Consider the following 19,253-nt stretch of genomic DNA (forward strand, 5'->3'; position numbering starts at 1 on the left):
GTTGTAATGATGGACGGATTGGTGGAAAAAGCAGCCGGCGGCTATTCGTCGCGCAGGCTCTGCGTGGGGTTGAGCCGGGCGGCTTGCAGGGCCTGGGTACTGATGGTGAGCCAGGCCACCGTGACGGCTACGAGGCCCGCCCCCAGGAAATACCAAACCTCCAGGGCGATGCGGTACTCGAAGCTTTCCAGCCACTGCTTGACTACCACGTAACTGACTGGCATGGCGAGCAGAATAGCCACGCCGACGAGCTTGGTGAGGTCGCTCGAGAGCAGGTAAACGATGCTGAATTCGCTAGCGCCCAAAACTTTGCGGATGCCAATTTCCTTGCGGCGCCGTTCGGCCGTAAAGGCGGTGAGACCAAATAGGCCCAGGCACGAAATCAGAATAGCTAAGCCGGCGAAGTACTGGGCCAGCACCCCGACGCGCCGCTCGGCGGCGTATTGGGCCTGGTAGTCCCCGTCGAGAAAGTGGTAAGTAAGCGTCTGCCCCGGGTTAAACGCGGCGTAGAGCTGCCGGAGCTGAGCTATGGTTTCCTGTTCCCGCCCCGGGGCCAGCCGAACAAGGATGGTAGTGGTCGCCTTGGGCTCCAACCGAAAAATGAGGGGCTTCACTTTCTCGTGCAACGACTGGAAGTGAAAGTCCTTGGCGACGCCCACAATCCGCCGCTTGTCCAGCATCTGCCCCACAGGATTTTCCAGACCCAAGCTCGCTACCAGGGCCTCATTCACGATAATCTGCACGCTGTCGGTGCGGAATTGCGGCGAAAAGCTGCGGCCCTCTTTCAACGCAATGCTCAGTGTTTCGAGCAGGTCGAAGCTTACGCCCATGTGGTGGACGGGAATCTTACGGCCTTGCCACTCCAGCGGGATTCCCGCGCCGTCGTAGGTGCCTATAAACGAGCCCAACTTGCCGGCGGCATTCACCACGCCCGGCAGCCGCTTTACCTCGGCTAGAAAAGCCTCGGGCTGTTGGGCCGCTTTGCCCCCCGCTTCGAAGGCAACGACGCCGGTGCGGTCGTAGCCCAGGTCCTTGCTTTGCACGAAGGCAAGCTGCCGCTGAATGACGAAGACGCAGACGATGAACAGCACAGAGAGCATGAACTGAAAAACCACTAGCCCTTTGCGCGTCCACAGGTCGGCAACCGAACCGGCGAGCTGCCCCTTGAGCACCTCCACCGGCCGTAGTCCTGAGAGGTAGAAGGCCGGGTAGCTGCCCGCCAGCAGCCCCGTAATTAGCGTAATACCGAGCGCCGAAAGAACCAAGTGCGGCTTGAAGACCAGCGCAAGTTGTTTGCCGGTGATGTCGTTGAACTGCGGCAGCAGCAAGTCTACCAGCGCCAGCGCCAGGATCAGCGCGATGAAGCTCATGAGCACCGATTCGGCCAGAAAGTGTGCGGCCAGCGAAAAGCGGCCGGCGCCCAGGGTTTTCTTCACCCCAATTTCCTTTAGCCGGCGCGAGGCCTTGGCCGTGGCCAGGTTCATGAAATTGATGCAGGCAATGACCAGAATGAACACCGCAATGGCCGAAAACAGCCGCACGTATTCAATCCGCCCGCCCGACGGTACGCCGTTGGTGTACTCGCCGTAGAGGTACTTGTCGGCGTAGGGCTGCACGAGCAAGGCCCGTTCCTTGTTCGTGGCCAGCTTGCGTTGGAGCAAGCCCGACATCTTGGTTTGAAACTGCGCTTCGTCGGCGCCCTCGTGCAGCACCACGAAGGTGTTGAAAGGCCCATCCTGAGCCCAGTTCATCGACTCCCCCATTTTCATAATGTCCTTGAAGGCATCAAAGCTGAGTACGCAGTCAAACTGGTCGGTAGAATTGGCCGGAATGGGCCCGAACACGCCCGTTACGACAACGGTTTGCTTGAGGTCAGCCAGGTGCCATTCCACCGTTTTGCCCACGGCATTGGCCGCCGTGCCGAACAGCGCTACGGCCATTTCCTGCGAGAGCACAGCAGCGGTTTTATTGGCCAGCACCTGGCCGGCGTCGCCCCGTTGCAGGTTGTAGGAGAAGATGTGAAAAAAGTCTTTGCCGGCAAATTTTGCGTCGGCCCGCACGGTTTTTCCCTTTGCCACCAGCGTGAACCCCGGGAAAAAATCGGGTGGAGTGGCCGCGGCCGCGTACTGGATTTCGGGCATTTCCTTGGCCAGTGCCTCGGCCAGCAGCGGCGCCGTACCATAGGTGTTGATGCCCTCGGCCGTACGCTGGTTTTCCAGCACCTGAAACAGCCGCCCGGTAGTGGCGTGGTAGCGGTCGAAGCTCCATTCGTCGTACACCCACAGGTAGATGGTGAGGGCGCCGGCCAAGCCCACGGACAAGCCGATCAGGTTGATGAAGAAGGTGGCTTTAAACCGCTGAAAGTTCCGGTAAATCAGAAGCAGGGAATACTGGAGCATGGGGCCGGTGGTGCTAAGAACAAGTGCTTCAAAAAAAGATGAGGGAAGCCCGCGCTACACGCGCACGTTTTCGAGCACCACCTGCCCGTCGAGCAGGCGCACCACCCGGTGGGCGTAGCGGGCGTCGTGCTCCGAGTGGGTCACCATCACGATGGTGGTGCCGGCCTCGTTCAGTTCGGTCAGCAGCTCCATGACCTCGTTGCCATTGCTGGAATCGAGGTTACCGGTGGGTTCGTCGGCCAGAATCAGGCGGGGCGAGTTCACAACGGCCCGGGCCACGGCCACGCGCTGCTGCTGCCCGCCCGAGAGCTGCTGGGGGAAGTGGTTGCGGCGGTGCATAATCTGCATTTTCTCCAGCACCCGCTGCACCTTTTCCTTGCGCTCAGTGGCCCCCACGCCCAGGTAAATCAGGGGCAGTTCCACGTTTTCGGCCACCGTCAGCTCCTCAATCAGGTTGAAGCTCTGAAACACGAACCCGATGTGGGTCTTGCGCAGCTCGGCCCGGCGCCGCTCCGTCACGTGGGTTACGTCGGTACCGGCAAAGGTGAAGGTGCCGCCGTCGGGCTCGTCGAGCAGGCCGATGATGTTGAGCAGGGTCGATTTGCCGCAGCCCGACGGCCCCATAATGGCCACAAACTCGCCTTCCTGCACCGTGAATGACACGTTGTTCAGGGCCTTGGTCTGCACTTCTTCGGTGCGGTAAATCTTTTCGAGGTGGTTGATCTGGAGCATGACGTAGGGTTCTAAAAAAGGAAGAGTTGGGCGGGCGTAAAGGCAAAAAATCGGAAAAAGACGGTCGGGCCGGGTGCTGCCGCGGGAGCCGGGTTGCAGCCCAGCAGCCTTGGCCGACGCGAGTCACTCACCAGCTGCGCAGCGGAGGGCGGCAGGAGCGGCGCAGTACCGCTCCTGTTGGCTCAGCACCGGCCCGACGGTCTTTGTGGCGGGGTATTGAAATCAAGAAGTTAATCGGCTTTGGCCTTGAGCAGCAATTCGCCCATGGTTTCGTAGCCTTCGTAGCTGGAGGTCACTACCCGGTCGCCGGGCTTGAGGCCGGCCAGCACCTCGTAATACTCCGGGTTCTGGCGGCCCAGGCGGATATCGGCGCGGTAGGCCTTGGTGCCGTCCTCACTGACCTTGAATATCCAGTTGCCCCCGGTTTTCTGGTTGAAGCCGCCCCGGGGCACCCGCACGGCCTGGGTCGGGTCGCTCAGGGCCAGGCGCACCGGCAACGACTGGCCCCGGCGAATATCGGGCGGCGTGGGGCCATTGAATTCCAGGTCGACCTGCAGGCCCCGGCTTACCTGGGGAAAAATCTTGGTGACGCGCAGCTCGTAGCGCTTGTCGTTCAGGGTCACTTCGGCCTTCTGCCCCGCGAAAATGCGGGAAATGTAGTACTGGTCCAGGGTGGCGCGCACTTTCAGGCCGGTCAGCATGTCGAGTTCCCCGATGCGCTGCCCGCGGGTTTTGAGCTCCCCGATTTCGGCGTTCAGGGACGTGATGCGCCCGGCCGCTGGCGCCTTGATGGTCAAATCATCGAGCTTGCGGCGCATCAGGGCCAGGTTGCTTTGCATACGCCCCACCGACTGCTGCATCTGCCCGATCTGCTGACCCATGCTCAGGGAATCCTGGCGCAACGACTGGCGCGTGAGCTGCTGGCGGCGCTGCTGGAAGCGGTAGTTGTTCTGAGTCTGCAGGAACTCCTGCTGCGAAATCACCTTCTGCTCGTAGAGGGTGCGGTTCAACTCGTACACGCGCCGGGCCTCGCGCAGCTGGTAGTCGATATCGGCCAGCTGGTTGAGCTGCTGAATGCGGTTTTGCTGGAGCAGGTTGCGGGTGTTGTGCAGGTTGTTCATCAGGTCAAACACGGCCGTTTCGCGGTTCACCATTTCCAGCTGCAGGTCGGTGTTGGCGAGCTGAATAATGGGCTGCCCGGCCGTGAGCGTGGCCCCGTCTTCGACCAGGATGCGCTGCACGGTGCCCCCCTCGGGCGCGTCGAGGTAGATGGTTTTAATGGGCATCACGGCCCCATCCACCGGCACAAACTCCTGAAACTCACCCCGGGTAACCGCACTGATGGTGAGCCGTTCAGGGTCGACGTTGAGCTTGGCAGTACCGGCCGCGGCCATCCGGCTGACGACAACCACCACCGCCACCAATACCGCCGTGGCCAGTAGCAGCAGGCGCGTTCGGGTCCAGGTTTTCTTTTGAATTGCTACGTCCATGGTCTTGCCACCGCCCGGCTTGTGCATATCCCAGCGGCTGAGCAGAGCGTAGTAACAACGGTGCCATTTTTATAAATAATTGATTACAAATAACTTATAATACACGTTGCCCATGTAAGGCTCTGCACTGTCCGATTTTGATACAACTGACCGTCCGGTTGTGATACACTAACTGGCGGCAGTGCCGGAAAAAGCGGCCTGTTTTCTCTCCCAAGCGGGTTTTTGATACCTTAGTATAGTTTATGCTGGGTAATTCGGCGCTTTGTCTTTGCCCGCCAAAGCTATTTTCTCTGATTATTCTCTACTCCCTGATGGTTCCGAAAAAAGCGCGTGTACTGGTAATTGACGACGACACCGACGTGTTGTTTGCCATGCGGATGCTGCTCAAAACCGAGGTTCAGGAAGTAGTGACCGAGAAAAACCCCGAACTGCTGCTCTCCCTGCTCAGCAAGCAGCGCTTCGACGTGATTTTCCTGGACATGAACTACAAAAGCACCCTGGGCAGCGGCAACGAGGGGCTGTACTGGCTGGGGCGCATCCGCGAGAAAGACCCCACGGCCACCGTCATCATGATTACGGCCCACGGCGAAGTCAGCACGGCGGTCCGCTCCCTCAAGGCCGGCGCCACCGACTTTGTGGTCAAGCCCTGGCACAACGCCCAGCTGCTCGAAACCCTGACTGCGGCCCTGGAGCAGCTACCGGCTGGCGGCAAAGCCGCCCCGGCCCCGCGCCGCCCGGCTTCCTTCGCCGAATTCGATTTGCTGGGCCAGTCGGAGGCTATGCAGGAGGTGTTTCACAAAATCGAGAAGGTGGCGCCCACCGAGGCCAACGTGCTGCTGCTGGGCGAAAACGGCACGGGCAAAGAGCTGGTTGCCAAAGCCCTGCACCAACGCTCCTTCCGCGCCGCCAAGCCCTTCGTTACCGCCGACCTGGCCGCCATGAGCGAGGGAATCTTCGAAAGTGAGCTGTTTGGCCACAAGAAAGGTTCCTTCACCGATGCCCGCGAAGACCGGGCCGGCCGCTTCGAAGCCGCCTCGGGCGGCACGCTCTTTCTGGATGAAATCGGCAACATCTCCCTGGCGCAGCAAGCCAAGCTGCTCACGGCCTTGCAAAACCGCCAGGTGATTCCGCTGGGTTCCAACCAGCCCGTGCCTGTCGATATCCGCCTGATTTCGGCCACCAACGCCCCGCTCTACGAGCTGGCGGCCCGCAGCGCGTTTCGCAAAGACCTGATTTACCGGCTCAACACCGTCGAAATAACCTTGCCCCCGCTGCGGACCCGCGCCGACGATGTGCTCTTGCTGGCCCGGCACTTTGCCGGCCTCTACGCGGCCCGCAACCGTAAGCCGGCTCCTACTTTCGAGGAAGCTACCCTGCTGAAGCTGCGGCACCATAGCTGGCCGGGCAACGTGCGCGAGTTGCAGCACGCCGTGGAGCGGGCCGTTATTATGGCGGAAGGCGACGTGCTCCGCCCCCAGGATTTTCACTTTTCCGCCATGGAAACGGCGGGCCCGGAGGCCGGCAGTCAGTGGCAGCTGCCCGAGGGCCCCTTACAGCTCCAGGAAGTCGAGAAAACCACGATTCTGCGGGTCATTGAGCGCCACAACGGCAACATCACCAAGGCGGCCAAGGAACTGGGCATCACCCGCACGGCCCTCTACCGCCGCCTCGAAAAGCATGACCTCTAAGCGGCTCGAACTCGGCATTGCCCTGCGCCTGTTTGGCCTGCTGGCCTTGCTCTGCGCGGGCCTGTATGCTCAGCAGCAGCAGGCTTATGGGCTACTGGTTAGCGCCGGGGCCCTGCTGGTTTTCGCCGTGTGGGAGCTGGCCCGCTACGTCACGCGCAACCACCGCGCCCTGGCCGACTACCTGCTGGCTGTGCAGTACCGCGACTTTGCCCAGCACTACAACGAGGAACACGCCGACCTTTCGCTCCGGCCCCTCTACAAGGCTTTCAACCAGCTCAACGCCACCTTCCGCCAGCTCAGCGCCGAACGGGCCGCGCAGTTTACCTACCTGCAAACTGTGTTGCAGCTCATCGACACGGGCATTATTTCCTACGATGCCGTGGGCCAGGTCGAGTGGCTGAACGAGGCCTTCAAGCAAACCCTGGAGTTGCCGTATCTGAAAAACATTCAGGCCCTGCAAAAGCGCCTGCCAGTACTCTATGAGGCTATTCGGCAGCTGCCGCCCGGGGCGCCCCCGGTCGTAGTGAAACTGGTAGTGGGCACCAAAACCATGCAGCTGCTGCTCTCGGCTACTCGGTTTCGGTTGCCGGGCGGGGAGTTTACCCTGGTAGCTTTCAAGAACGTAAGTGACACGCTCGACGAAACCGAAACCGCGGCCTGGCAAAAGCTGCTGCGTGTGATGACCCACGAGCTCATGAACTCCGTGGCCCCCATTGCGTCCCTGGCCGACTCCCTGCGCCGTCACCTGCAACACGAACTAGACCAGCCGCCCCGCACCGTCCCGGCCTCCTCCGATCCGGGCCTGCTCGCCGATGTGGCCGAGGGTATCAGCATTATTCAGCACCGCAGTGAAGGCCTGCTGCGCTTTGCCCAAGTATACCGCGACCTAAGCACCGTCAGCGCCCCGGTCTTGGCTACGGTATCCGTCCAGGAGCTGTTTGCTAACCTGTGCGGCCTGATGGCACCCCAGCTACGGCAGGCCGGTATCGACCTGCAAACCTCGGTGCAGCCCCCTGGCCTGCAGCTGCAGGCCGATAGTCAGCTGTTAGAACAAGTACTCATCAACCTGCTGCTCAATGCCATGTACGCGGTTCAGGAATGCGCCCAGCCCAGTATTCACCTGCGGGCCTTACTCTCCGAATCCGGCCGGGTGCTGATTGAAGTGGCTGATACTGGCCGGGGCATTGCTCCCGAGGTACTCGACAGCATCTTTATTCCCTTTTTCACCACCCGCCGCGACGGGTCGGGCATTGGCCTGACCTTAGCCAAACAGATCATGCACCTGCACCACGGCAGCATTAAAGTGCAGTCGGCCGAAGGGCAGGGCGCCGTGTTTCGGTTGGAGTTTTAAAGGATGGACCGGCGGGCGGCTTCCTGACCCAAGGCCGTGACGCCCTAGCCTACCACACGGGTTACAATTGCGGCCCCCAGCGTTTTACCGCTGCAACGCGTGGCCAACCCGTAGCCGTGTTACTCGAAGCCACGACGGTGTGCGAAGATCTGCAGCGCGAACCTTGTCGCCTGACCGATCCAAAACTTGCCGGGGCACTGGCGCTGCGGTTTTACGCCGGCCACCCGCTGCGCACCCCTGACGAGCATTCAATTGGCACGCTATGCGTTATCGACTGGCAGCCCCGCACGCTTTCAGGCGCAGATCTGGCCTGGTCATGAAAAGGCCAGATCTGCACCAGCTGCTGCAACAGCGCCTGGCGCAGGCCCAGGCTACCTGGAACCTACTCTACAGCGAGTTTAAGGACCTGCTGCCCCGCATTGGTACGCGCATCCCGCTCGTGAATTGGGAAGAATCGGCTGACACGCCGGCCAGCTAAGCTTAGCGGCGTTCCGTCAACGAAGAAGCCGAACTCATCATCTGGCTGCTCGAACAGCATATCGCCGACGCGCTGGTCACGTTACGGGCACCGTGCTAAGCCGTCCGGACTGGAACCCGTCCTATGCCTACCTTATTCCCCCTCCGTGAGATGGGAAAGCGCCGGAATAGCCGGCAGCTGCAAAGGCTGCTGCTGGGCAATCTGCTCGAGTACGGTCAGGGCCTGCTCCGTTTCCTGATACTGCTGCTCCCAGCCGGGTGCCGGAAAGGGCACCCGCGCTATTAGCTTGCGGAAGCTATGCGAAAAGGTGTGCTGTAAGTCCTTAGGTAGCTTTTGCACCTGTTTGTCGGGTATGCTCTGCATAAGGCGAACCAACTCCCGCCGAATAGCGAGCAGCACGTTCAGGCCAAAGGTGTCGGAAGAATCACTGGCCTCAAGTTCGCGGCGCAGTTGGGTTAAGCGGGTATAGAATGTAGTGTTCATCACGATAAGTAGTGGCTTTCCCTACGACCTAAGGGGTCCGCAGGTTCTCTTCAGGGTTAGGGAAGAGGTGCTGCTACCGGGCAACGCGTGTTACAACTCGGGTAGTATGGTTTATGCATAGATCGGCAGGCCAACCCCTACTGCCCGGTAAAACCAGCGGCGCAAGTAAAGATTGGGCCTAGGCCAGCAGCAGGGGCCACGAGATGCAGAATGCTGATACACACCGGCACCACCCAGAGCGAAATACAACCCCTCTTTTCCGGCGAGAAGACCAGCGCTACGCGTTCTGGCAACCCCAATTTGATGGTAATTATCTCGATACGTCCCGGGCCGGTGAGCACACGCACGAGTTAGCCGAAACTGGTGGTGGAGTGGCCCACGAGAACCGCCCCATTCTATGGGCTGGCGGACCGGCAGCGGGTTGGCTGGAAGCTTAGGAACTGGGCAATACGAGCGGAAGAGCCCGGCGACTTAGGTGGCTTTGCTCTTCACCTTGTTCCTGTTCATGAAAAAGCTATTACTCCTTGGCTTTACTTCCTTGCTCAGCCTAGCTGCCAGTGCGCAAATCACGCTGGAAAAGAAGCACTCTTCCTCGTTGGACTTCTATAAGCTCAGCACCGGCGAGGTCAAATACGCGGGCTTCTCCGAAGCAACGAATCAAGTGAATATCTATAATCAGAATCATTCGCTGTATCGCCAAATCCCAGTAAACGTGCCGACCGGTTACGCATTGGATGGCGTAGATTATATCAGCGACAAGCTCTTTAACACAACAGCTGGGTTGGAGGTGTTGGTCTGTTTCTTTAGTCGAACTCCCGCAGCAGCCAACTTTGTCCGCATCCTAGATGAAACCGGGAGCACCGTTGCCACCCTGGATTCCAGCACCTTCGTTCGCATCGCCAATACGCCGACAGGAACGAAGTTGATCAGCTCGATTACGGAAGGGGCCCCCTCGTATTCGAAAGTGTATGCCCTAGGGGGCATCTACACACCCTTAAAAGCGGCCGGCAAGTCTGATGAGCTCACCGCTTCTCCCTACCCCAACCCAGCCGCTGAATCCATCCGCCTACCCTACTTGGTGAAGAAAGGCGAAGTGGCTACGCTTGATGTGCTCAACCTAACGGGCCAAGTGGTGAAGTCCTACCAAGTTGACTCGACCTTCGACCACTTGCAGCTCAGCGCCCGGGAACTGCCCGCCGGTACCTACGTGTACCGAGTCACGTCGGCCAGTGGCACCACGGCCGGAAAGAAATCTATTGTAGGCCGATAAGCTTACACATTAACTTGCCTAGGCTGGACCGAGACAGGCGCTGGCTTTATACAAAAAAAGCCCTTCCCGCGGCCGGGAAGGGCTTTTCAGTGGAGCTGCAGGGAGTTGCTTATATAGTTCAACGTGATACAACACGGTAGAAAGAGCCCGTAATAGGCACTGCATTTACCATTGTGTCACAGGGCTTACTAGTTGCGTGCTCTGATGTACCATCAAAACTGTTGGCAGAAGCTGGAGTTGCCAACACTTCTGCCCACGCCCGAAGGAATAACGGGCCGTAGCGCTCGATGCGGTCATAGCCGTAGACACTGGCCCCGGCCAGGTGGCCCAGCGCTACCTCCTTTAAATTCTGGTCGCCGTTGCTGCCCCAGAGCACCAGGTCGGCGCCGGTGTGCCGTGGGGTGTGGGTGGTAACTACCTGCCAGAGCGGCAACACTTCTTCTACTGGCTGACCCTGGTGGTAGCGTACGCGAACGAAACCGCGCTCTAGGCCAGCAGCCCGGGCCATTTCCTTCAGGTACATATTGCGCTTCTGTTGCGTCACGTTAGGCACCTTGCCCTCCCACCGCTGCCAGATGTCTACCGCCGGCGGCGGTACCGGCAAGCGGACCTCTTCCCCGGTTTTCTTCTGGTAGAATTCCAGCACGTGCAGGCGGCCGAAGCCCACGAGTTCCTGCTCTGTGATGTGGTGGGGCTTGATGCGGCGTAGGTCAGAATCCCGGAGTAGCAGCAGCGTTTGGAAAAGCATCCGCTCCCGTTCCCGCTCCAAGTAGGGCGTGCTGCTCAGGTCGACGCTGAGCACCGCCTGCAGCTCTTCACGACGGAGCGACACCGCGCGGCCGTACCGGACCTTTATTTTCAACCACACCGGTACCGACCGCTCGGCTAGGCGGTGGCAGATGCGCAGGAACTTGACGTGGTGGGAGATGGTCCCATCACTAAGCCCTGCCTCGTAGAGCTGGCCCAGGTAGTCCATGAATACCGGGCGGGTGAGCTGCTCCAGTGTCAGCCCTGGCTGAAATGATTCCAGGCGAGCTACTACCTGGGTGTAGCGCCTGGCTGCGTCCGGGCTCTGGTTGGGGTGCTCCCGTTTCCACACCTCATACAAGGTTTGCAGCTGGGTGCGCGCCGGCGCCACCAGGCCGGGGGCCTCGGGCTTCTTCTTGCCAATGGCCAAGGCTACCGCCGCCTTGATCTGTTCGGCTGCAACGGGTTCACCTGTGGCCGAGGCCCTTTTAAAGACACCGTTAATTGCAGCCAGCACAAGGTCTAGTTTGTCATTCTTTTCACCGGCCAGAAGGTCTTTGCCGGCAACAGTCAGCTTCTTGTCTGGCTGAAAGTGTGCTGGCAGGCACTTAACCCATGTGGCTACCATTAGCCGCTGGTTGTTCCAGGTTACATCGAAGAATATCTGACACTCCCCCTTCTTGTCTGGTCGGTCGGTGCGCTGGCGAGTCGATAGGTTCACGCTGAAGGTTTAGCCCATACAACATCACCTACCCCTAAAGAAAGAACGTAACGTACAACTTCCTTTATTAAACCATTAGACATAGGCCGTTCAGGCGTAGAAAGAGTTTTTCTAAAGAACTCAAGCACTTCAGTCAAGTTGATTGGCTCATCTGGTTTGATAGCTTTCTGGCGCTCTATATGAAATTTTATAAAGCCCTTCATTTCGTCTGAAAGTGAAGGGAGGGTTTGTTGAGGGAACTCAGAGATACCTCCTCTTTTCAGGTCATTTATATCAACTTTCATTTCGTCAACACTCCTGATCAATCCCGCTAGAGCTTCAGCAAAACTTACTTTTTGCACCTCCACCTCTGACACTTCTATTTCCTTGACCCTGAAAGTAGACAGGAATGACTTGTAGTTCGGTTGGCTCGCAGCCGTAGATTCAGCTTTAATGAGCTCAGTCAACCTTGCCTTAAAGGCTTTTGCTTCAGGATATAGCATATCCTTATCATACTGCTCATGTATGACCACTCTTATATCTGAGGCAAAGTTGGTTTTCGTGTCTTTGATTACTACAAATGGCTTCCCAAACGCAATTCGCATTCCTAACTCTAACATGACGTTAGGGTTCTGATTGCTAACATCACAGACTACAATTTCATCGTGAAAGAGATTGGTCACGATATTACTTTGGAGGATGCCCTGATTCTCGTTTACGCTGACAATCCGTGCTTTAAAACCAGCCTCAGATGCAGCGTCCTCAATTATGGCTTGAATATGTTTCCAATGATTCTCAGTGTAGTGCTCTGAGCCACTCATTGACATTATAATACCGCAAATGCCCTTTCCGGCGGCAGCAGGGTTAGAGGCACCTTCAGCAGCAGAATTGTTGTTTTCTTTCATCTGAAAAGCTATAGAAGAGGAAATGATACTCCAGGTTAATCCTCAGAGGGCATATAAGCTGCCTCTCCAATTTTCCACATGCAGTTGATATCACCCAGCGTAATTTCCATCTGCTCGCTGGTGGCATCACTGCTCAGGATGATGTTCCCATCCTTGTTGCTAATGATGCGCTTAATGATAAACATGTTGTTGCGCAGGGATAGGCCGTGCACACCCGTAGCGTATTGCCAATTGCCATCCGAGATAGGGCGGGCCACGTGGCAGCTCTGATCTGGGTAGCGCGGGGCCATGCTGTTGCCGCGGACCTCGATAACGACAGCGTTATCATAATCTAGGCCAGGCCGCTTTAAAACGGGGACAAAGCGGAACTCTTCGTAATGGGGGTCCCGACAGTTTTCGGCAAAGGAGCCGAAGGCAGTGTATGCGATAAATGGGAGGCTGACGTATTCCATGAATTGTAATGCACCCATGATGCGGCCCCCAAGTCCACTAGTGACTGGTTGCGCTTCTGTATTAGCACCGGAGGGTTTAGGTGGGTCTGTTTCACCACGCTCGATATACTCAATCGTGGTTTTGTAAACTTTCGCCAGGGCTTTGAGCACCGGCATTTTGATCTGGATATCCTTATCGGCTTCGTAGGCGCCAATCCGAGGGTAGCTTATTTTGACCCCGAGCTTATTAATACTATCCGCAACCTCACGCTGTGACATACCGCTGGCACGCCGTAGCTCAGCTAAGCGTGTGGCTTGGTTCGATTTGGTTTGTGGCGGGACAGTAGGCATTGTTTTGATCAGCAAATACTTTACAAAACAAACCTATATAAAGCATATGGAAAGAATATTTTACATATTGGTATACTATGGTAAGATATGTTACGTATATTTGTTCTGTAGAACATACCATAACGCCATGCGACAAAAAGGAACAAAGTCTACTTACAGCGTCCAAGCTGAGGTATCTCAGGATGCCCGAACAGCCTTGGTAAAAGAGCAAGCCCGTAGGCAAGCAGACACAGGTCAACGAGTCCGTATCGTTGACATTGCAGCCGAATGGATAGAGGAAAAAGCCAAAAACGCTTAAGGCTTTTTTTTGCCCTGTCTGCATCGTTTTGGTAAACTCTGTAGCTTTTTGACAAGTCATTTCACCACACTTCTTACCACATAAATCATGGAATTAGTTATTAACAACACAGGTGTAGGACTGAGCCTGACTTCACCCCAGGAGAAATACATTTTGGGTTTAGCGGCGGCGGCTCAGGCTTCGGAGGAAGCAAAGTTTAAAATCCTCTCGCGGCGCTACACTCTTAGCGACGAGCGTACCGAGGGCCTGGATTACGACGACCGACTGCATGAGCGGCTCGGCTGCTGCAAAAACACGGCTTATGCCCTGCTGCGCGCCAATGCTATTAGGCACCAGCGCATGGGTAAGAAGATCGTGGTAAGCGAGTCAGCAGTGTTCCGCTACCTCGACCCAGCCGGCTACGCTCACCTGGTAGGGGCCCAAGACGCTGCAGCCTAATGTCGATTCTAGCCACTGCCTCCATTATCAGCCCCGCCCTGGTGCTGCTCCCCTCGCACATGCTGGCCCGCACTGCTTGCGAGTTTTGGTTGAGCAATCCGCTGCTGGTGGCTAAGTACCCTACCCTAGTAGCCGAACGGGCGGAGCAGTACCCCGGCTGGGGTATTGATGAGCAGAAGCGGCTAGCTACCCGCCTCCAAACAAAGCGCGACGACCTGAAGCACCTCACGCCCGTGCCGGCGGAGTCCATTCATTTCTCGGAGCTGCTGGAGGTGCTGGAGGCTCACGAGGTCCTGATTGACCCACGCAATGAATGGCAGCAGGCTCGACAGCTGGCCATGAGCTGCCACCCCGCTGAGCGAGAATGGCTACTACACCACTTCCGCACCGTGCTGAAAGCTCGCTCTGCCGAGATGGAAGCCCACGACAGCCAAGACCCTGACGAGTACGACGAAGCCGCATAACCTCATTTTTCACCCACTAATCATTCTGACCGATGCTTAGCATAACCTCCAAGAAGTACGCGGATGGCTGGAGCGCCACCGCTACCTACAACGGCCACTATTTATGTGGCGTCGATGGTGTCAAAACCCAAAACATTGCTGAGACAATGGCCCGCCAGGCTGCTCAGAAAGAACTGAATCGGCAGCGCCAGCCAATGCTGACCCAGGTGCACTCGATTACTGCACCAGCTCATGCCTAAGGCTTCGGAGAAAGTACCCCCGATGGCCGCCACTGGTACCATGGGTGAGATTGTGGCCGCCGCTCACGCCGCCGCAAAAAAGGCCAACCGGATTACACTCGTGGCCATGGGCAGCTTGCTGCTGGCCCAGGCCTGCCACCGTGAAACCGTCCCACAGACAAGCAAGCAGACCAGCCTGCTCAGCCTGCAGGAGATGGAGAAAGCAGAGCCAGGGCATTAAAACGATTGAGGGCGGCACCCCTGACCGGATGCCGCCCTCTAAAAACCTCAAAATAAGGCCGTAGGAGGCACAAAGAAAATGGATAATTCCGAAAAGAGTACAAATACCCCCCGGAAAAGGGCAGAAAGCTATGACATCGCCCGGTCGGATGAGACGCTCGACCTAGCGAAAGACCTGGCAAAATTCATCAAGGACAACAAGCTCAGCACCTCTGTGCAGGGCAAAGAATTTGTAAACGTGGAGGGCTGGCAGTACGCCGGCTCCCGGCTCGGCATCGTGCCGATTGTCGACCATGTTATTAACGTCAGCAGCGAGGCCGAACTGAAGTACCAGGCCAAAGTAACGCTGTTCGACTTGCGTAGTGGCCACACGGTCGGCGCTGGTTTTGCGGTCTGCTCGAATAAAGAGCAGGGCAAGAAGTTCTACCAGGAGTTTGCCATCATGAGCATGGCCCAGACCCGGGCTATCGGCAAAGCCTACCGGAATATTCTGGCCTGGATTATCCGGGCGGCGGGCTACGAGCCTACCCCAGCCGAGGAAATGGACTATGCTACCTCTGCTAGTGTGGCATCGGGAAACGACCCAGCCGGGGAGAACGAGCCGGCTTTAGCAACCCCCGAAGTACCCGCGGTGTCCGGCGCAAACGTCGCCATGAAGGCAGTACCAGCTGAGGCGCCGGTCGTGACTTACGCCACGGCAAGCCAGAAAGAGGAAATTATCCGCTTGGTAAATCACCCCGTGATTACTCGGCAGGAAAAGACCAAAATGCTGCTCAACATCAACCGACTCGACGAAGAGCGGGCCACCTCGGCTATCAATAAGCTCAAAAAGGCCATCGACGATCGGGAAAATGAAGCCTCACCGGCAGCGCTGGCCCAGGCCAAGGAGCGTCTCCGGGAATTCATTTCGGACAATGCCGCTGCCCTGGGCCAGCACGAGGTAAGCCGCCTTGAAAAACGGGCGGACAGCTTGACCGCCACGGCCGCTGAGCTGCGCGATGAGCTGCGCGTGGCCATGGAGCAAATTTCAACCCCCGCCGCCTAATCGTTATGGATAAGCAGAGAGCAAAGCGCGAAATCTGGAGTGCTGAACATATCGCCATCATTGTTCAATACTACCTGAGCCACGGCCCGGCCTACGTGGGCAACCTAGTTGGTCGCTCGGCCTACCGCGTTACGAACAAAGCCAATCGGCTCGGGCTGCAAATCGGCCAACGTGGTCGGCCCTGGAGTGCTGAAGATGAGGCCACCCTCCGGGAAAAGTACCCCACCGAAGGCTCGGCCGTGGTGGCGGGCATACTGAACCGCTCGATTGATTGTGTCCTGGCCAAAGCCAAGCAACTGCAGGTGAAGTGTACCCGCGCCCGCCACGGCCAGGAGTGGAGCGATGAGCACCGTGACATACTCCGCCAGCATTACCCAGCGGGTATGCCCCTGGGTGAGTTGGCGGCGTTGGTAGGTGGGCGGCAGCCCTCGACGGTGCAGCAGCAGGCTAGTAAGCTGGGTTTGAAACGCCCTGGCCGCCCCAGCCGTGAGGGTGTGACCCTGCGCCCACCCCAGCACTGGTCAGCAGCAGAAAATGCGCTTTTGGTTAAGCTCTGGGCCTGTAGCTCCATAGAAGAACTAGTGGCTGCCTTTCCTACCCGGACTTATCAAACTATTTGGGCGCACGGCAGCAAGGTGCTGAAGCTGGGTAAGCGTACCCGCTCTACGGTTTGGAGCCAGGCCGATAAGGACCTGCTCCAGCAGGAGTACCCGACCAAGGGCGCCGCGCACGTGGCGGAGCTGGTGGGGCGTTCAGCCTCTACCGTTACCCAAATGGCCGTGCACCTGGGTGTGAAACGTGACCGGAAAGCACGAGTGAAAGCCGAGAGCAAGCCACTGGCCCCACTCTGGAGCCCAGAAGAGGATGCTCTACTTCAGCAGCACTACACCGCCGGCATGCACGTCGACGACCTGGTGGCGCTGCTCGGCCGCCCAAAGCCTGCTACCCTGCACCGGTTGTCGGTCCTGAAAATTAAGCGCTTGCCTAAAATGAAGGTGGTACCTACTCCCAAGGTTCCCAAAGAGAAAAAGGCCAAGCTGCGGCCAGTGGCACGGGTGAAGGTGGCCCCGGCTCCCAAGCCCGCGCCGATGCCGAAGGTGGCACCAGTGGCCCCGGCTCCCAAGTCGGGCCTAGCTGCCCACGGCTCTAGCTGGAGCCCAGAACAGAATGAGCAGCTGCAGACCCGCTTTCCGATTACTGACACGGCCGAGCTGGCAGCCGAGCTAGGCCGGACCTTATATGCCGTGAGCCGACAGGCTACAACCCTAGGCCTGAAGAAGTCGGAGGCTTTCCTCGAAGCCCAAGCAGTGGCCTTGGCTGAGCAGCGGCTCATTAAGAAGAAAGCCAAAGCCCAGGCTGAGAAAAAGCAGAAAAAAGAGGTCGTAGCACCGAAAAAGTGGTGGCACTACCCCATGAATTCGCCGGAGTACAAGGCGGGTTCTGCTGCTGTGACTGCTGGCAAAAAGCCGGTAACCATTATCGACGAAAACGGCCGCCCGGCTACGGTGTGGCGCAACGCTGCCTAACATGAGCACTCTACCGAATCCTGATACAAGCGCCCTGGTGATAGTACCTGAGCGGGAAATCGAACTCACGAAGGTGAAGGTCGACAAGTTCAACAACCTGTATGCTGAGTACACCCTCCGGGAGAATGGCATTGGCAGTGAGAATACCAAGAAGGTGCACCAGCCAGCGCACGAAGACCTGGTGCGGGCCTTCAAAAAGCTAACGGTGCACCTGTGCCTGATGACGGAAGTAGTGGAGGGCATCAAGTCTGGAGAGGATGAGTACCTGCGCTATGAGCAGTTGACCCAGGCCTTTCAGTCGGAGGATCTCTACACGGCTCCTGAGTTCGATTCCTACCGCTGCACGGGCTTCACGCTGAGCAGTGGCGGGGTGGTGCTGGTGGGCCAGAAGCGCCTACGCTCTAAGAAGGTGCTCAACCTGGTTTCGCCCTACGAAGTGCTGGAGCCAGAGACGCCCACCGGGGACGAGTACCAGTACCTGGCCGAATTGGATTACGACCTGAGCCACGCTATTACGGAGGTGAAAGCCTACCTGGAGGGCAAGTATGAGCAGCACCAGCTCGACTTCTTTCAGGACTTACGGGAGAAGGTAGAAGAAGCACTGGTGCCGCTGGAGCAGCGCAACCTGCTCCGGAAGTCTTACCAAGGAAGGGAGCTGGACGATGAGTAAGCCGACACCGAAAACCACCCCTGGCCAGCGTGTAGCCGAACTGCTCCGGGAGCTGAGCACCCGCAAGCGTGTGTACCCTAGCTGGATTGATAAGCACCGCCAGAACCCCAAAACCGGCATCAGTGCCGAGGATGCGGCCCACCGCATTGCTGTCGTCGAGGAAGTCATTGAGGACATGTACCAGCTCTACCCGGCGCTGCGGCCAGTGGAGCAGGGCAACCTCTTCGGCCGAGACGAGGGCCGCCGATATCCACCTACTCACTTAGATCGACCATGAGTGCCTTGCCGATGATGGCTGCCCACGTGGGCGGCTCCTGTACCCCTCCCCCTTCCCGCCGAATGCTTCCCATCCGTCAGAACCTCAATCAGCTTGCTGGCATCAATCGCACCTACAAAGCCGTGCTGATTGAAGTCTGTGAGCTGGTGGAGAATGGTACTGCCGGCACCTGCAATGCTTCCAATGAGTACCTGGCAGAAAGGCTCCGGGCCAGCCCACGTACCATTTCGCGCACGTTGGCTGGCCTGGAGGCCCTGGGACTGCTCGACGTATCAGGCGCCACTAACAAACGTGAAATGCTGCCCTCTCCGGCGCTGCGAGCCTGCTACGCTGGAGCTGATATGCCGGCGGCACTACGTTTCGTTTCGGCAGCCCTAACTATAGACAAAACTATAGACAAAACGGCTCCAACTATGGACAAAACGGGCGAAATGGCTATAGCCACTTTGTCCGGAACTATAGACAACCAGGGTGCCAACTATGGACAACTGGGGCCAAACTCTAGCCAACTGGGGTCGCGCGTATATAGAGACGACCATACGACCAGTAACGACCAGACGGTGGAGGTGGAGGCGCTTCGCTCCGCCCTCGCCACCGCCGAAAAAAAAAATGGGGAGTTGGCGGCCGAGCTGGAAAAAGTTACCCACCAGCGGGACCAGCTTCGCAACTCGCTGGCTGCTGTTCGCCCTGGTAGCCCTATCGCGTCGGCTCCGCACACTGGGGGCGCGCGGCGGCTCGACTTTGCCCAGAGCCAGTACGCCACGCCGACCGGCTTCCGGGCACTGGCCAGCAAGTGCAACTGCAGTGCAGCCTGTGCCGAGTACTACCTACCCGACATGCTCACCAAAGCCGAGGGCATGGAGCAGCGTGATGAGCCAGGATGGCGCAACTACGTGCACACTTGGCTGAAGCGGGAGCGGGATAGTGAGACCGGACTCGTGACCAAGATGCCGGCGGCCGGTGGTAAGCCCGGCAAGGTGGGCCAGGTCGAGAAGCGCCGCAGCGCCATCGAGGAAGCCATGGCAATGGATGATGCCGAAAACCAATAGTCC

Annotated in this window: 20 protein-coding genes; 13 read left to right on the top strand and 7 right to left on the bottom strand. The window is 58.1% G+C overall.

The annotated features are described in order from the left end of the window. Positions 1 to 41: 41 nt before the first annotated feature. From E5K02_RS20040 to E5K02_RS20050, 3 genes are all read right to left on the bottom strand, one after another. Positions 42 to 2,399, bottom strand: a complete 2,358-nt coding sequence (locus E5K02_RS20040; RefSeq protein WP_135397242.1) for an ABC transporter permease — start codon at positions 2,397 to 2,399, stop codon at positions 42 to 44. A 54-nt stretch (positions 2,400 to 2,453) separates the two neighbouring features. Further along, positions 2,454 to 3,131 carry an ABC transporter ATP-binding protein gene (locus E5K02_RS20045; protein WP_135397244.1) on the bottom strand — a complete coding sequence of 226 codons (678 nt, stop codon included), beginning with the start codon at positions 3,129 to 3,131 and terminating at the stop codon, positions 2,454 to 2,456. 230 nt (positions 3,132 to 3,361) lie between these two features. Next, entirely contained in the window at positions 3,362 to 4,648 is a 1,287-nt protein-coding gene (locus E5K02_RS20050; protein WP_240737373.1) for an efflux RND transporter periplasmic adaptor subunit, read from the bottom strand. A 284-nt stretch (positions 4,649 to 4,932) separates the two neighbouring features. Between E5K02_RS20050 and E5K02_RS20055 the strand changes: the two genes are divergently transcribed. From E5K02_RS20055 to E5K02_RS25630, 3 genes are all read left to right on the top strand, one after another. Beyond that, positions 4,933 to 6,309: a sigma-54-dependent transcriptional regulator gene (locus E5K02_RS20055; protein ID WP_135397246.1), complete on the top strand. Its 1,377-nt coding sequence runs from the start codon at positions 4,933 to 4,935 to the stop codon at positions 6,307 to 6,309. After that, entirely contained in the window at positions 6,299 to 7,660 is a 1,362-nt protein-coding gene (locus E5K02_RS20060) for a sensor histidine kinase (protein ID WP_135397248.1), read from the top strand. Before E5K02_RS20055 ends, E5K02_RS20060 begins: the two co-directional genes overlap by 11 nt. 316 nt (positions 7,661 to 7,976) lie before the next feature. Then, positions 7,977 to 8,138: a hypothetical protein gene (locus E5K02_RS25630; protein ID WP_167856504.1), complete on the top strand. Its 162-nt coding sequence runs from the start codon at positions 7,977 to 7,979 to the stop codon at positions 8,136 to 8,138. Between the two features lie 132 nt (positions 8,139 to 8,270). Here E5K02_RS25630 and E5K02_RS20070 read toward each other — a convergent pair whose 3' ends face one another. After that, positions 8,271 to 8,621, bottom strand: a complete 351-nt coding sequence (locus E5K02_RS20070; protein ID WP_135397252.1) for a hypothetical protein — start codon at positions 8,619 to 8,621, stop codon at positions 8,271 to 8,273. Between the two features lie 505 nt (positions 8,622 to 9,126). Here E5K02_RS20070 and E5K02_RS20075 point away from each other — a divergent pair. Further along, positions 9,127 to 9,891: a T9SS type A sorting domain-containing protein gene (locus tag E5K02_RS20075; RefSeq protein WP_135397254.1), complete on the top strand. Its 765-nt coding sequence runs from the start codon at positions 9,127 to 9,129 to the stop codon at positions 9,889 to 9,891. A gap of 118 nt (positions 9,892 to 10,009) precedes the next feature. Here E5K02_RS20075 and E5K02_RS20080 read toward each other — a convergent pair whose 3' ends face one another. Genes E5K02_RS20080 through E5K02_RS20090 form a run of 3 tightly spaced genes read right to left on the bottom strand, consistent with a single transcriptional unit; the run spans position 10,010 to position 13,025 of the window. After that, entirely contained in the window at positions 10,010 to 11,359 is a 1,350-nt protein-coding gene (locus E5K02_RS20080; protein WP_135397256.1) for a phage integrase SAM-like domain-containing protein, read from the bottom strand. Beyond that, on the bottom strand, positions 11,356 to 12,243 hold the full coding sequence (locus E5K02_RS20085; protein WP_135397258.1) for a hypothetical protein: 888 nt from the start codon (positions 12,241 to 12,243) through the stop codon (positions 11,356 to 11,358). The genes E5K02_RS20080 and E5K02_RS20085 overlap by 4 nt, the downstream gene beginning before the upstream one ends. Before the next feature lie 35 nt (positions 12,244 to 12,278). Next, entirely contained in the window at positions 12,279 to 13,025 is a 747-nt protein-coding gene (locus E5K02_RS20090) for a LexA family transcriptional regulator (protein ID WP_135397260.1), read from the bottom strand. 385 nt (positions 13,026 to 13,410) lie between these two features. On the opposite strand from E5K02_RS20090, the gene E5K02_RS20095 reads away from it, so the two are divergent. The 9 genes from E5K02_RS20095 to E5K02_RS20135 all read left to right on the top strand — a co-directional run bounded on the left by E5K02_RS20095 (position 13,411) and on the right by E5K02_RS20135 (position 19,250). Further along, entirely contained in the window at positions 13,411 to 13,761 is a 351-nt protein-coding gene (locus E5K02_RS20095; RefSeq protein WP_135397262.1) for a helix-turn-helix domain-containing protein, read from the top strand. Beyond that, complete coding sequence (locus E5K02_RS20100; protein WP_135397264.1) at positions 13,761 to 14,225, top strand: hypothetical protein; 465 nt, start codon at positions 13,761 to 13,763, stop codon at positions 14,223 to 14,225. The genes E5K02_RS20095 and E5K02_RS20100 overlap by 1 nt, the downstream gene beginning before the upstream one ends. A 32-nt stretch (positions 14,226 to 14,257) precedes the next feature. Further along, positions 14,258 to 14,464 (top strand): hypothetical protein, encoded by a 207-nt coding sequence (locus E5K02_RS20105; RefSeq protein ID WP_135397266.1) that lies wholly within the window; start codon positions 14,258 to 14,260, stop codon positions 14,462 to 14,464. Beyond that, the gene (locus E5K02_RS20110; protein WP_135397268.1) at positions 14,457 to 14,684 is read left to right on the top strand and encodes a hypothetical protein; all 228 of its coding nucleotides are present in this window, start codon (positions 14,457 to 14,459) and stop codon (positions 14,682 to 14,684) included. The genes E5K02_RS20105 and E5K02_RS20110 overlap by 8 nt, the downstream gene beginning before the upstream one ends. Before the next feature lie 78 nt (positions 14,685 to 14,762). After that, complete coding sequence (locus tag E5K02_RS20115; RefSeq protein WP_240737374.1) at positions 14,763 to 15,728, top strand: hypothetical protein; 966 nt, start codon at positions 14,763 to 14,765, stop codon at positions 15,726 to 15,728. Positions 15,729 to 15,733: 5 nt separating this feature from the next. Then, entirely contained in the window at positions 15,734 to 17,254 is a 1,521-nt protein-coding gene (locus E5K02_RS20120; RefSeq protein WP_135397270.1) for a hypothetical protein, read from the top strand. Position 17,255: 1 nt separating this feature from the next. Next, positions 17,256 to 17,924 carry a hypothetical protein gene (locus E5K02_RS20125; RefSeq protein WP_135397272.1) on the top strand — a complete coding sequence of 223 codons (669 nt, stop codon included), beginning with the start codon at positions 17,256 to 17,258 and terminating at the stop codon, positions 17,922 to 17,924. Next, positions 17,917 to 18,201, top strand: coding sequence for a hypothetical protein (locus E5K02_RS20130; protein ID WP_135397274.1), 285 nt, complete (start codon positions 17,917 to 17,919; stop codon positions 18,199 to 18,201). Before E5K02_RS20125 ends, E5K02_RS20130 begins: the two co-directional genes overlap by 8 nt. Positions 18,202 to 18,263: 62 nt before the next feature. Further along, positions 18,264 to 19,250 (top strand): helix-turn-helix domain-containing protein, encoded by a 987-nt coding sequence (locus tag E5K02_RS20135; protein WP_167856506.1) that lies wholly within the window; start codon positions 18,264 to 18,266, stop codon positions 19,248 to 19,250. Positions 19,251 to 19,253 lie beyond the last annotated feature (3 nt).

The sequence above is a fragment of the Hymenobacter metallicola genome (assembly GCF_004745645.1).
Classification (GTDB): domain Bacteria; phylum Bacteroidota; class Bacteroidia; order Cytophagales; family Hymenobacteraceae; genus Hymenobacter; species Hymenobacter metallicola.